Origin of the sequence: Sulfitobacter sp. PM12 (assembly GCF_045586035.1) — a bacterium.
Classification (GTDB): Bacteria; Pseudomonadota; Alphaproteobacteria; order Rhodobacterales; family Rhodobacteraceae; genus Sulfitobacter; species Sulfitobacter pontiacus.
This window is the reverse complement of sequence record NZ_CP151529.1, coordinates 1,115,681-1,129,137: the sequence shown is the minus strand read 5'-3', so window position 1 is coordinate 1,129,137 and position 13,457 is coordinate 1,115,681. Positions and strand designations below refer to the sequence as shown.

At 61.7% G+C, this 13,457-nt stretch carries 9 protein-coding genes; 8 read left to right on the top strand and 1 reads right to left on the bottom strand.

Going from position 1 to position 13,457, the window contains the following annotated elements:
* Position 1: 1 nt before the first annotated feature.
* From doeB to AADW22_RS05395, 3 genes are all read left to right on the top strand, one after another.
* A complete protein-coding gene (gene doeB / locus AADW22_RS05405; RefSeq protein ID WP_407474403.1) occupies positions 2–994 on the top strand; it encodes a N(2)-acetyl-L-2,4-diaminobutanoate deacetylase DoeB in 993 nt (330 codons plus the stop codon).
* A 27-nt stretch (positions 995–1,021) separates the two neighbouring features.
* Positions 1,022–2,395, top strand: a complete 1,374-nt coding sequence (locus AADW22_RS05400) for an aspartate aminotransferase family protein (RefSeq protein ID WP_168592818.1) — start codon at positions 1,022–1,024, stop codon at positions 2,393–2,395.
* 140 nt (positions 2,396–2,535) lie between these two features.
* Positions 2,536–4,143 carry a class I adenylate-forming enzyme family protein gene (locus AADW22_RS05395; RefSeq protein WP_407474402.1) on the top strand — a complete coding sequence of 536 codons (1,608 nt, stop codon included), beginning with the start codon at positions 2,536–2,538 and terminating at the stop codon, positions 4,141–4,143.
* A 64-nt stretch (positions 4,144–4,207) separates the two neighbouring features.
* Here the strand turns inward: AADW22_RS05395 and nhaC are convergent, their stop codons facing one another.
* Positions 4,208–5,701: a Na+/H+ antiporter NhaC gene (nhaC, locus tag AADW22_RS05390; protein ID WP_037954620.1), complete on the bottom strand. Its 1,494-nt coding sequence runs from the start codon at positions 5,699–5,701 to the stop codon at positions 4,208–4,210.
* A gap of 361 nt (positions 5,702–6,062) precedes the next feature.
* On the opposite strand from nhaC, the gene AADW22_RS05385 reads away from it, so the two are divergent.
* The 5 genes from AADW22_RS05385 to AADW22_RS05365 all read left to right on the top strand — a co-directional run bounded on the left by AADW22_RS05385 (position 6,063) and on the right by AADW22_RS05365 (position 13,388).
* Complete coding sequence (locus AADW22_RS05385) at positions 6,063–7,625, top strand: glucan biosynthesis protein (RefSeq protein WP_260004991.1); 1,563 nt, start codon at positions 6,063–6,065, stop codon at positions 7,623–7,625.
* Positions 7,622–7,786 carry a hypothetical protein gene (locus tag AADW22_RS05380; protein WP_407474401.1) on the top strand — a complete coding sequence of 55 codons (165 nt, stop codon included), beginning with the start codon at positions 7,622–7,624 and terminating at the stop codon, positions 7,784–7,786. The genes AADW22_RS05385 and AADW22_RS05380 overlap by 4 nt, the downstream gene beginning before the upstream one ends.
* The gene (gene mdoH, locus AADW22_RS05375) at positions 7,779–9,557 is read left to right on the top strand and encodes a glucans biosynthesis glucosyltransferase MdoH (protein WP_407474400.1); all 1,779 of its coding nucleotides are present in this window, start codon (positions 7,779–7,781) and stop codon (positions 9,555–9,557) included. The genes AADW22_RS05380 and mdoH overlap by 8 nt, the downstream gene beginning before the upstream one ends.
* Positions 9,532–10,788 (top strand): OpgC family protein, encoded by a 1,257-nt coding sequence (locus tag AADW22_RS05370; RefSeq protein WP_407474399.1) that lies wholly within the window; start codon positions 9,532–9,534, stop codon positions 10,786–10,788. The genes mdoH and AADW22_RS05370 overlap by 26 nt, the downstream gene beginning before the upstream one ends.
* Before the next feature lie 161 nt (positions 10,789–10,949).
* Positions 10,950–13,388, top strand: a complete 2,439-nt coding sequence (locus tag AADW22_RS05365) for a mechanosensitive ion channel domain-containing protein (protein WP_407474398.1) — start codon at positions 10,950–10,952, stop codon at positions 13,386–13,388.
* Positions 13,389–13,457: the final 69 nt, after the last annotated feature.

The window sequence follows — 13,457 nt, the reverse complement described above, 5'->3', positions numbered from 1 at the left end:
CATGCGGGACAATCCTATCTCGGCCACCATCGATTTCGAGTGCGACGGCGTGCAGCACGGCTATCTGCGCCTGCCCTATAGCCGCAATGACAGCGCTTGGGGGGCGATCCAGATTCCGGTGACCCAAGTGAAAAACGGCGACGGCCCCTCTGCCTTGCTGACCGGGGGCAACCACGGCGACGAATACGAAGGGCCGCTGGCCTTGGTCGAGCTTGCCCAGACCTTGGAGGCCAAGGATGTCACGGGGCGCGCGATCATCCTCCCCTTCATGAACCACCCCGCCTTTATGGCGGGGACGCGGGTGTCTCCGTTGGACGGGGTGAACATGAACCGCAGCTTCCCCGGCCGCCCCGATGGCACCCCTACCCAGAAGATCGCGGATTACTTTCAACGGGTGCTGCTGCCGATGGCGGATGTCGTGCTTGATTTCCATTCGGGCGGCAAGACGCTGGATTTTCTGCCCTTCGCCGCCTGTCACACGCTGGAGGATGCGGACCAGCAGGCCCGCTGCCGCGCCGCGCGCGATGCGTTCAACGCGCCTTTCAGTGTCGAGATGCGCGAGATCGACGCGCTTGGCATGTATGACGACGCAGCAGAGACGATGGGCAAGACATTCATCACCACCGAATTGGGCGGCGGCGGCACTGCCACGCCTGAAACCGCGCAGATCGCCCGCAAAGGCGTGCGCAATCTGCTGATCCACGCCGGTATCCTGCAAGGCCAGCCCGTCACCGCGCCATCGCGTATGCTGTCGCAAGACGACGACCGTTGTTTCCACGTCACCAACCACGGTGGGCTGGTCGATTTCAACGTCACCCTCGGCGACACAGTGGCCGAAGGCGAGCTGATCGCGCGTCTCTGGGACAGCCAGCATACGGGCCTGCCCCCGCGTGAGATCCGCGCCCAGATGGGGGGCATCGTGATCGCCCGCCATCACCCCGGACTGGCACAGCCGGGCGATTGCCTTGCCGTGCTGGCCACCGAACTCAACTGAAACTCTCCTAAACAGAAAGCCTGACCTATGCTTCGCAATGATGATCAACTCGCCACATGGGACCGCGATAACTTTTTCCATCCCTCTACGCATTTAGCACAGCATGCGCGGGGTGAATCCGCGACGCGGGTGATCACAGGGGCGTCGGGCGTCCATATCGAGGACCGCGATGGCAACCGGATGCTGGACGCCTTTGCCGGGCTCTATTGCGTGAACGCAGGCTATGGCCGGACCGAAGTCGCCGACGCCATTGCCGAACAGGCGCATCAGCTGGCCTATTACCATTCCTATGTGGGCCACGGCACCGAGACGTCTATCACGCTGGCAAAGATGATCATGGACCGCGCACCGGCGCATATGTCCAAGGTCTATTTCGGTCTGTCCGGCTCGGACGCGAACGAAACGAACATCAAGCTCGTCTGGTACTACAACAACATCCTTGGTCGCCCGCAGAAAAAGAAAATCATCTCGCGCTGGCGCGGCTACCACGGGTCGGGGCTGATGACCGGATCGCTGACCGGCCTGTCGCTGTTCCACGACAAATTCGACCTGCCGATGAACCCCGTGATCCACACGGACGCGCCCTATTACTACCGTCGCAAGGACCGCACCCAGTCCGAAGCCGAATTCACCGCGCAATGCGCCAACGCGCTTGAGGCGCTGATCCAAGCCGAAGGGCCGGACACCATCGCAGCCTTTATCGGGGAACCCGTATTGGGGACCGGCGGCATCGTGCCCCCGCCCGCCGGATATTGGGACGCGATCCAAGAGGTGTTAAACCGCCACGACATCCTGCTGATCGCGGATGAGGTCGTGACCGGCTTTGGCCGTCTGGGGACGATGTTCGGGTCGGATCACTATGGGCTGAAACCCGATCTGATCACCATCGCCAAGGGTCTGACCTCGGCCTATGCGCCGCTGTCGGGGTCGATCGTATCGGACCGGATGTGGAAGGTGCTGGAACAGGGCACGGACGAGAACGGCCCCATCGGTCACGGCTGGACCTATTCGGCGCATCCGATCTGTGCCGCGGCGGGTGTCGCGAACCTCAAGCTCATCGACGACCTGAACCTTGTCAGCAACGCGGCCGAGGTGGGCGGATATCTGAATGCCTCGATGAAAGAGGCGCTTGGCGATCATCCGAATGTGGGGGACATCCGTGGCGAAGGGCTGCTGTGCGCGGTTGAGTATGTGGCCGACAAGGCAGACGCCACGCCGCTTGATCCTGATGCCAAGGTGGGGGCCGCGATCTCTGCCGCGATGCTGGAACGCGGCGTGATCGCCCGTGCCATGCCCCAAGGCGACATCACCGGCTTTGCCCCGCCCTTCTGCATCACCCGCGCAGAGGTCGATACCGTCGTCGCCGCGACCGCGGATGCGGTAAAAACCGTGCTGGGATAAACGCCCCGGTTCGCCTTGTTTCGCAGGGCGAACCGGCCCCCCCACAGGTGGAGCATAATGCGGGCGCTAACACGGCGCTTGGCCGTTGCAGCCCCTGATTGTTTGCGCAATGACTACCCCAAGCTACGGGAGGAGCGCAGATGCCACATTGGTCACAGGCGATCACGGATCGCATACAAACAGAAACCCATTTTGACGGTCGCGAGATCAAATGCTTCAAGGATCGCCCCGCCGACCTGAACGCCATGCTCGCCGCGGCCCTTGCCCGCGCCCCCGATCAAGAGGCCGTGGTCAGCGGCGAGACCAGACTGACCTATACCGAGCTTGACCAGCACGTGGGCCGCATCGCCGCAGGGCTGCGCGCCCGCGGGGTCGAAAGGGGCGACCGCGTTGCGCTGCTGCTGTCGAACCGCTGGGAATTCATCGCGACCATGATGGGCTGTCTGCGGCTCGGCGCGATTGCCGTGCCGATCAACATCCGCGAAGGCACGCCAGAGCTGGCGTATATCCTGCGTCAATGCGGTGCCAAGATCGCCGTGCATGGCATGGATGTCGCCGACCGCCTGCCCGCACCCGCCGATCTGCCCGGGCTGACCCACCGCTTTTGCGTTGGCGGCACAGTGGCGGGGGCCGACGCTTTTGATACGCTGCCCGCGCAGACCCCGCTGACCGACGCCGTGCCGCTGCACGAGGATGACATCGCGGTGATCCTCTATACCTCCGGCACCACAGGCCAGCCCAAAGGGGCGACGCTGACCCATCTGAACATCGTCCATTCCGCGATGCATTTCGAGCTTTGTATGGAGCTGGGGGCCGGTGAACGGTCGCTGCTGTGCGTACCCGCAAGCCATGTGACCGGGCTGGTCGCCACCGTCTTTACTATGCTGCAAACCGCAGGCTGCACCGTGATGATGGAGGTCTTCGGTGCCCATGAATTCCTGTCGCTGACCGCCGACGAAAAGGTCACGCAGACGCTGATGGTGCCAGCAATGTACAACCTGTTCCTGCTGCGCTGCAACGTTGATGATTACGACCTGCAACACTGGCGGATCGGGGGCTACGGCGGCGCGCCGATGCCGCAATCCACCATCACCGAACTGTCGGAAAAGCTGCCGAACCTCTGCCTGATGAACGCCTATGGCGCGACGGAGCTTACCTCTGCCGTGACGATCCTGCCGATGGGGTTCGGCACCAAACGCGCGGATAGCATCGGCATCGCCGTGCCTTGCGCCGACATCCGCATTGTCGATCCTCAGGGCAACGACGTGCCCGACGGCACCCATGGGGAGCTTTGGATCAAGGGCGCGATGACCGTGCCCGGCTATTGGGACAACCCAGACCGCACTGCCTCCGAGTTTCACGATGGCTACTGGAAAAGCGGCGACATGGGGTCACGCGATGCCGAAGGGTTCATCTGTCTGCACGACCGCCGCAAGGATATGATCATTCGCGGCGGCTATAACATCTACAGCGCCGAGGTCGAAAACGCCCTGACCGCCCACCCCTCCGTGATCGAATGTGCCGCCATCGGCTGCCCTGATCCGGTGCTGGGGGAGAAAATGCACGTGTTCATCCACACCACGGATACCGCGCTGGATCTTGATGCGATCAAGGCTTTCGCACGGACAAAGATGGCGGACTACAAAGCCCCCGATTTCGCGACGTTCGAACCCGATCCCCTGCCGCGCAACGCCAATGGGAAGATCGTCAAGAACACGCTTCGCGACAGGCTGAAGGCGCAGGCCTGAGGGCATGAAAAAGCCGCAGCGCACATTGGCGCTGCGGCTTTCATCTGTGTCGGTTCAGGCGCGATCAGGTCGCGGCCGGTTGCGCGTAGGCCAGTTCATGGTCGCCAAGGTCCATGATGTCTTCGCCGGATTTGTCCCATTCGGCGCGATCTTCGTCCGTCGCTTTGGGCGAGAACAGACCGGTCACCGCATAGAACACACCGATCAGCGGTGCCGTCCAGCAGGCAAATGCCAGCGGGATATACAGCAGGTTGGTCAGATTACCGTCCATGACCCCCAGCCCCAAGGCCGAGATCACAAAGGCACCACCGGCGTTCCACGGGATCAGCGGGCTCATCAGCGTGCCGCCCTCTTCCACCGCGCGGCTGAGGTTCAGGGTCGAATAGCCCATCCCGCGGTACAAGGGCGCGTACATACGGCCCGGCAGCGCGATAGAGATATAAGGATCACCCGCAACCATATTGGTCGCAAAGGCCGTCCCGATGGCCGAGCTTTGTACCGCGCCAAAGCTTTTCACGCGGCTGACGATCGCCAGAATGATCGCCTCCAGACAGCCGGTGCGCTCTAGCGCGCCGCCAAAGCCCAAGGCAATCAACATCAGCGAAATGGTCCACATCATCGACTGGATGCCGCCCGCGTTCAGCAGGCTGTCGATGTCGGCGATGCCCGTGTCGATGGAATAGCCCGACTGCGCAAAGGCGAACACGTCATGCAGCCCCGCGCCCTGCCAGAAGATCGCCACCAGTCCACCGGCCAGCACACCGGCAAACAGCGACGGCAGCGGCGGCTTTTTCATCAGCGCCAGCACAATCACGATCAAGGCAGGCGTCAACGGGATGATCCCGAGGCTAAAGCGTTCCTCCAGACCGGTTGTGATCTGATTGATGCTGCTGACGTCGCCTGCACCCTCTTCGATCAGCATGAAGCCGACGACCACATAGATCACCAGCGCGATGATCATCGCAGGCACGGTCGTGGGCAGCATGTTCTTGATGTGGTCGAATACATTCGTGCCCGTAACCGCGGGCGCGAGGTTCGTGGTGTCCGACAGCGGCGATACTTTATCACCAAAGAACGCGCCCGACACGACCGCACCGGCGGTCCAATAGGCCGGGATACCGAAACCCGCACCGATCCCCATCAGCGCCAGACCAATGGTGCCGACTGTGCCCCAGCTGGTCCCCAACGACAGGGAAACCACAGCACAGAGGATCATCGCGGCTGCCAGAAAGATCGACGGGGTCAGCAAGGTCAGCCCGTAATAGATCAGCGTAGGCACCGTGCCCGACGCGATCCAGACGCCGACGATCATGCCGACCACGATCAACACCGCCAATGACGGCATCGACACGTGGATCACGTGGAATACGCCTTCGCGGATGTCCATCCACGTCTGACCACGAAACACACCCAGCAGGGACGTGATGGCCAATCCGAGGATGAGGGGAATATGCGGCGTGAAGTCGCCATAGTAGAAAAGTTGCAGCGCCAGAAGGCCAAGCGTCAGAACGACGGGCAGCAGCGCCAGCGGGAGCGATGGAAGGTCTTTATTGTCCATTTTGTCCTCGTTTTTGTATTCTTGTTTACTGATACACACACAGATTCCCTTTAGGGTGGCATTGCGGGCCTGTGATGCCAACCAATCTTATTCTAGGGCGATTGAAAGTAATTTCCGGCAATTTTCCGCTGTAATTCAAAGAGGCTAGACAAAACCTGCACTCCGGGGCGCTATGTCTTTGCAAATATTGCCGGATGATGCCGCGCTGATTTCGCGATTTTCGCGTAAACCCCGCACTGTGCAGCAAAATTTTGCGCATCATGCTTCATGTTATTGAACTTCCCGCGTAATTATATGAATTCTGCAATGCAGCAACGAACAGGAATCATTTTTGATGCATCATTTGTCTCGCTCCCGCCCGATGTCTCGCCGGTCAGTATTGCGCGCAGGGGGGGCCGCTTTGGCTTTCGCCGCTGCAACCGGTTTGCAAGACACTGCTGCCTGGGCGCAGGCCAGTGATACGGCGGAGCCTTTTTCCTTTGATATTCTGATCGAACGGGCACGCAGCCTTGCGGGTGAAGAGTACACCGCGCCGACGCAACTGGGCGAGCCTTTTACCACGCTGGACTATGACGATTACCGCAACATCCGCTTCCGCGAGGACAGCGCGATCTGGAAAGGCCCCGCGGCGCAGGCGGTGGTACATGCCTATCACCCCGGCTGGCTGTTTGACGGCACCGTGTCGCTTTACGAGATCGTCAATAACAAGGCGCAGCCGCTTGGCTTTACCTCGGATGACTTCATCTACCAGTCCAAAGCGCTTGAAAAGATCCCGACCGGTACCGAACTGCCCGGCGTCGCGGGCTTCCGCATGAATGCGCCGCTGAACGATCCGCAGCAGTTCGACGAGATCGTGTCTTTCCTCGGGGCGAGCTACTTCCGTGCCTTGGGGGCGGGCAACCGCTATGGCCTGAGCGCGCGCGGGCTGGCGGTGAACACTGCCACCTCCGAACCCGAGGAATTCCCCCGCTTCAGCGCCTTCTGGCTGCAGCGTCCCGCACCCGGCGAGACGAAGATGACCTTTTACGCCCTGCTGGAAAGCCAGTCGGTCGTGGGGGCCTACAAGTTCACTGTGACCCCCGGTGCCACCACCACGATGGATGTGACCACCGAACTGTTCTTCCGCCAGGACGTGCAGCAACTGGGCGTCGCGCCGCTAACATCGATGTATCTGTTCGGCCTGAACGATCAGGGTGGCTTTGACGATTACCGTGCCCGCGTCCACGACAGCGAGGCGCTGGTGGTCAACACCGGCCAAGACACGCTGTTCCGCGTGCTGAACAACCCGCCCAAGCTCGCCAATTCATACTTTGGCGCGCAATCGCCGAAATCCTTTGGCCTCGTGCAGCGCCACCGTGCCTTTGACGACTATCTGGACGCCGAAGCCCACTACGAGCTGCGCCCGACGCTGATGGTCGAACCAAAAGGGGACTGGGGCGAAGGCATGGTCCGCTTGATCGAGATCCCGTCGGATCTGGAGGGGAACGACAATATCGTCGCCTTCTGGACCTACAAGAACGGGTTCGCGGCGGGGGATAGCAAAAGCATTTCCTACCGTCTGAACTGGGGGATGAACCCGCCCGGCGCGTCTTCGACACTTGCCCAAGTATCGCGCACTCTTGCCGGAAATGGGGGCATCGCGGGCGTAAAACCGCGCAATGATCGCCGAAAGTTTGTCATCGACTTCGAAGGTGCAACTTTAGGGGAACCAAACGCCGAGAACGTTGTTGAAGCCAATGTAAACATCGCTGGCGGCACAGTTGCAGGACAAGTACTGCAGCAGATCGACGGCCACGATCACATGTGGCGACTGGTTCTAGAGGTCGTCGCCGAAACTGATGCAACGGTTGAACTGCGCGCCAATCTGGTCGCGGGCGACCGTAGCTTGACCGAGACTTGGGTATACCAATGGCTGAAAGAATGAATACGTCTGTGACATCAACTGTGACCAACGAACAAATGACCGACTTTGACCGTTATGCGCCTCGCCCTGCCCCGCTGGATATGCCGCGGCAGGTGCTAGAGCATGATGCCCGCCCCTCCCTGTTCGAGGTGGTGAGCCGCATCTTCATGCGTAATGCCTGACATGCCCTCTTATTTACGCGATGGTGCCACGCGGGTCAGCCGCGTTGGTGCCATTTGCTTTGCCCTGCTATGCGCAACAGCGGCAGCCGCGACGCTGGCGCAAGCGGGGCTTAATACCGGATTTGATATCTGGGACGGCTTCGCCGTGGCGCTTATCGCGCTTACGACGGCTTGGTTGGCCTGGGGGGCGGGGCAAGCGTTTTTGGGCGTGCCTTCTTTCGATCCCCTTCCGGATTTGGACCTGAGCAACGCGGATTTCCCCCCGACGGCGATCCTTGTGCCGATCTGCAACGAAAATCCAACCGAGGTTTGCGCGCGCATTATGGCAATGCGCCAATCCATGCAGGCCGCGAACGTGCCCGTTGAATTCGCCATTCTGTCCGACACCTTTGACCCCGACGCCCTGATCGCAGAGCGCGCGGCGCTGGCCCCGCTCTTGGGCGATGAAAGCCCTGCGAACCCGGTCTACTACCGCAACCGTACTGACCGATATGGCCGCAAGGCGGGCAACGTCGAGGATTTCATCCGCAAATCCGGCGGGGCCTATGAATACGTCGTGATCCTTGACGCCGACAGCCTGATGGAGGGCGACACGATCCGCCATCTTGTCGCACGGATGGAGGCAGCCCCGAGCCTTGGCCTACTGCAAACCCTGCCCAAGATCTTTGGCGCGGGGTCGCTGTTTGGCCGTGCGATGCAATTCTCGGCCAGCTTTCATTCGCCCGTTTTTGCACGCGGTCTGGCCCGTATGCAGGGGCGCGCGGGCCCCTTCTGGGGGCATAATGCCATCGCCCGCGTGCGCGCCCTGTCGCAATGCTGCGGCCTGCCAGAACTTAGCGGCCCCGCCCCTTTCGGCGGCACCATCCTGAGCCATGACTATGTCGAAGCCGCTCTGCTGGTACGCGGCGGCTGGCGCGTAGAGATGGACCCCCGCATCGCCGGTTCCTTCGAGGAAGGCCCCGACAATCTGCTCGCCTTTGCGCGCCGTGATCGCCGCTGGTGTCAAGGCAATCTGCAACACATGCGTCTGGTCGGTGCCCCCGGCCTGCACGGGTGGAGCCGGTTCGTCTTTGTCCAGGGGATCATGGCCTATCTGGTATCGGTCGCCTGGGGGGCCTTCCTGATCGTGTCGCTGCTGGCCGCTGCGACCAATGCCAGCCCTGATTATTTCCCCAACGCCTATCAGCTTTTCCCCGTCTTCCCCGACGACAAGACCTTCCAGATCGTGGCGCTTGCCTTTGGGATCGGTGGGCTGCTGTTGCTGCCCAAGCTCGCGATCTTTGGCGAAGCGGCTGCAACGGGCCGCGCCAAGGGGTTTGGCGGGGCGCTGCGCGCGCTTGGCTCTGTCCTCTCTGAAATCCTGCTGACCGCGCTGACTGCGCCCGTCATGCTGATGTATCAAAGCCGCGCCGTCGCCGAGGTCTTTGCGGGCAAGGATGGCGGCTGGCCCGCGACTGCACGCGGCGAAGGGCGGCTTACCCTCGCCGAAAGCTGGCGTGCCAGCCGTTGGGTATCGCTGTTCGGGGTCGCGGTGACTGTTGCCGTCTATCTTTGGGTGCCGAACCTGATCTTCTGGCTCTTGCCGGTGACGCTGCCAATGTCCATCGCGCCGCTGTTGATCGCCGTGACCTCGCACGAGAGCACCGGCCAAGTCTTTACCACGCCGCAAGAACGGGCCACGCCCGCCGTCATTGCAGCATATCGCGACAACCTGAGATCGGGTGCCGCCCCAGAAGGATCGTCGCATGACACAATCGTCCAACCGGCCTGACGCCCAACTTATTCCCATCCGGCGCGGGGTCGACCTGCCGCGCCGCGCGCGTGATCCGCGGATCGATGCGTTTCGCGGGCTGGCGCTGATCATGATCATCATCGACCACATGCCCGGCAACCCGTGGGAGCATCTGACCATCCGCAATATCGGGTTCTCCGACGCGGCAGAGGCGTTCTTTATCATGTCGGGCATCGCGGCGGGCATAGCCTATTCCCCCGCCATTGGCCGCTGGATGTCGGGCGAGCTGCGTCTTTGGGATGCGATGGCCCCGCTGTGGCGGCGGGCGTGGCAGCTTTATATCGTGCATATCGTGCTGACGGTCGCGGCCATCGGTCTTTATGCCTGGGCGGCAGATACGTTTGTGCGCTCGGAGTTTCGTGTGATGCACAACCTTGCCCTCTTGTATGACCAGACCGGTGCCGCGATGGCGGGGCTGGTCACGCTGGGATATCAGATCGGCTATGTGAACATTCTGCCGTCCTATACCGTCTTGCTGCTGGCAGGCCCTGCGCTGATCGCCGCTGTGCTTTACGCGCCACGCACGACCTTGGCCGTTGCGGGGGGGTTCTGGCTTTATGCAGGAGCCACCCGACTGACCATCCCGAACCACCCCGGTGGCGGCGGCTGGTTCTTCAACCCGCTCACCTGGCAGTTCATCTTTGTCATCGGCCTTGCCATTGGCGTGCGTCATCGCAAGGACGAACGGCTGGTCCGAAACTCTCCGATCCTGTTCAAGTTGGCGCTCGGTCTGCTGCTGTTCATCTTTGCCTGGCGCTACGTGCCCGGTCTGGGATCGTTCATGAATCACAAGATGGCGCAGCTTGGCGGGCTTGGCCTTCCCAGCAACATCACGACGCACAACAAGTCGATGCTCGCGCTGCCGCGCTTGGTGCATATCCTCGCGCTGGTCTATGTGCTTTCGTGCCTCCCCGTGGTGACCCGCATCTGCGCGCACCGCTATGCGGCCCCCTTGCGTCTGATGGGCAGCCACGGCCTGCTGGTCTTTGGGCTAGGGACGATCCTTGCACTGGCCGGACAGATCATGATGGATATCGAACCTACGGTCACCGCCCTGCCGTGGACCCTGCCGCTGGCCGCCATCGCTGTGTGCTATGCCGCCGCCCTGCTGGCCGAAGCCGCACGCAAACAGCCGCAGCCAAAGCAACCCGCCCCGACCAAAGCCGAGGCCCCGCGCGCCGAGGTGATCACCGGCAGTTCCACAGCGTAAACAAGCCCGTTCTCGCCATGACCGAAAGACCGCCCGATGCGCAGACTTGCCCTGCCATCGGGTTTTCTTTACGTCCAAGACCGCCCATAAGCGAAAAACAGTGGAAATAGGGAATGTTCCCCTATCTCGTAGTGTAAATTAGTGTGTTGAAAGAGGCCCCCATGTCAAAAACCGGAAAGATCGCGATGCCAACCCAAGGGTGGCTCTACGTACTGACGGGGCTTGTGGTGGCACTCTTCCTGACGCTCGCCCCTTTCGCGGCGCAGGCGCAATCGCTGTTCACCGGTGGCGGGTCTTCCGACACGGAAACAACCGAAACGACACCCGAGGCAGAGGCGAAGGCACCGCTGGATACCCTGCTTGAGGTGCTCAAAGACGACGACGCGCGCGCCGCGCTGATCGCGGACCTTGAAAAGTCGCTGGATGCCTCGGGCGACCCCTCGGGTGATGAAAACCCCGCGATTGAAACGATCACCGAAGCCGCGGATGCCGAAGACGTATCGGTCGGGCGGCAAATCGCCCTGATCACCCAGCAGATCGGACAAGACACAGTCAGCACGCTCACCTCTTTCTGGAACGGGTTCGAACGCGGCGGCAGGGTGTTCTCTGGCCTCAGCGGTGCGGAACTGACCGTATTGCTGGAAGCGATCCCCGGTCTGCTTGCGGTCATTGCGATCACCGTCGCGCTCTTTGTGGTGCTGCGCTACCTTGCGCGAGGGCTGTATGCGCGCATGGGGCGCACGGCCGAGCATGTGGGCCTCTTCCGCTCTATCGGGCTGTTTCTGGGGTCGAACCTGCTGGACGCCTTTATCGTGGTCGTGGCTTGGGCCGCTGGTTATCTGATCACCATCCTCGCCGTTGGCGAAGTCGGGCAGATCGGCATCCGCCAGTCGATGTATCTGAACGCCTTCCTGCTGGTCGAAATGACCAAAGTCGTCATCCGGTCGTTTCTCTCGCCGGTTGCGTCGGGTCTGCGTCTGGTGCCCGTCGGTGACAAGGCCGCCGCGGCGCTGACGCGCTATCTGAGCATCGTGGTCAGTGTTCTGGGCTACGGACAACTGCTGGTCGTGCCAATCGTCAACCAAAGCGTCAACACGGCCGCGGGCGCTGGCGTGTCGGCCCTTCTGTCGGTTCTCGTACTGCTGTATTTTGTCTACATCGTGCTGCGCCGTCGCAAGGCTGTCACCCGCTGGCTGCAAAGCGAGGCCGACCCCAGCGAGGCGCAAGCCGCCGAGGGCGTCGACCCCGCCACCATCGCAGAGGCGCGCCGCGGCTTTATCGCGCGCACGCTGCACGGGTTGGCAGGCATCTGGCACTGGTTCGCGCTGGCCTATATCGCGGTGATGTTCATCGTGGTCATGACCCAGCCCGCCGAGGTTACGCTGAACGCGATTGTCGGGTCGGGCAAAATCCTTGCCGCGATCATCATCGCCGCCCTGCTGTCCGGCTGGTTGGCACAGGCCGTGCACCGCGGCATTTCACTGCCCGAGGACGTGAACGCCAAGCTGCCGTTGCTGGAACGTCGCATCAACACCTTTGTCCCCCGCGCCTTCAGCGCCTTGCGGCTGTTCCTGCTGGTCTGCGTGCTGTTCTTTACGTTGGACGTGATCGGCACGATCGACATGCGCAGCTGGCTTGAGGGGCAGGTCGGGCTGGCGGTGACCAAGGCGCTGATCTCTGTCGGGTTGATCCTGACGGTGGCCTTCGGCATCTGGCTCGCGCTGACATCCTTTGTCGACTACAAGCTGAACCCTGAATACGGCGCTGTGCCAACCTCGCGGGAAACCACCCTGCTGACCTTGCTGCGCAATGCGGCGACCATTACGCTGATCATCCTCACGCTGATGTTCGTGCTGAGCGAGATCGGGCTGGATATCGGGCCACTGCTCGCCTCTGCCGGCGTCTTGGGTCTGGCGATTGGTTTCGGCGCGCAGAAGATGGTGCAAGACATCATCACCGGTGTGTTCATCCAGTTCGAGAACGTCATCAACGTGGGCGATGTGATCACCGTAGGCGGCACCACTGGTACCGTCGAAAAGCTGTCGGTGCGCTCTGTCTCGCTGCGCGATGTGCAAGGCGCATTCCACATGATCCCCTTCTCTACCGTTGATGTGGTCAGCAACTATATGCGCGGCTTCTCCTACACGGTCTGTGACATGGGCATCGCCTACCGCGAGAATGTCGAAGAGGCCAAGCAGGCCATGTTCGACGCCTTCGACCGCATGATGGAGAACGAGCCAGAGATCGCCAATAGCATCATGGGAGAGCTGGAATGGTTCGGCGTGCAATCCCTTGGTGACAGCGCCGTGGTGCTACGCGTGCGGATCAAGACCGATCCCGGCAAGCAATGGGGCATCGGGCGTATGTACAACGGCTACCTCAAGACGGTCTTTGACGAGCGCGGGATCGAGATCCCCTTCCCGCAGCAGACCATCTGGCTGGGCGAGAACAAGGACGGCACCACCCAGCCGTTCAAGATCGAAGGCCCCGCCGCGCAGGACACAGGCCTGCCGCCGACCAAAACCGTGTCCAAGCCGATCGAGGCAGACGATGTGCCGGACAGCGATGATGCCGACGGCGACGGTGGTGCAGACCGCTAACAGACGCGGATGACTGAAATAGAAAAAGGCCCCCGATCAACGCTGATCGGGGGCCTTTTCGTGTCGGGT